Source organism: Gluconobacter sp. P1D12_c (assembly GCF_018812105.1).
Lineage (GTDB): Bacteria > Pseudomonadota > Alphaproteobacteria > Acetobacterales > Acetobacteraceae > Gluconobacter > Gluconobacter oxydans_A.
Window position 1 is genome coordinate 1 of sequence record NZ_JACSIQ010000556.1, and the last position, 422, is coordinate 422.

Genomic DNA, 422 nt, shown 5'->3' on the forward strand with positions numbered 1-422 from the left:
CTCTAACGGGGCGTAATCTGTTTGCGTTGCGTGGTTCGTGGGAGCTTGGCAACAGGGATATCAATGCGGTGGATGATTCCGCAAAAGCATATATGCTTGACACTTACACGATATCTCACATGGGTAGAGGTGGGGGTAGCGTCTTAGAAGATGGGATGCTGTCAAAGGTTCTCGACATAGAGCGTCTACAAGACCCCGTAGAGCTTGATGAGCCTCCTATTGAGGTTCCGGATTCCGAATACTTCGAAGCTAATCAGGACGCCTTTCAGGAGCTTGCAGACTGGTATCTTTGAAGCTCCGCAGGACCGACGACAATGTAATTGTCATAGTCGGACACTATGACAAGTCAAATATTGATTTCTATCTGCTACAATAAGTTTCCAGTACCCCACAAACTGAGGGTCGGAGATTGTTATGGATAT

1 protein-coding gene is annotated in these 422 nt (G+C 47.2%); it reads left to right on the forward strand.

What is annotated here, in order from left to right; genetic code table 11:
* Positions 1–293: hypothetical protein (locus tag KP705_RS18130; RefSeq protein WP_215765296.1), on the forward strand; the 293-nt coding region annotated here is incomplete at its 5' end.
* Positions 294–422: the final 129 nt, after the last annotated feature.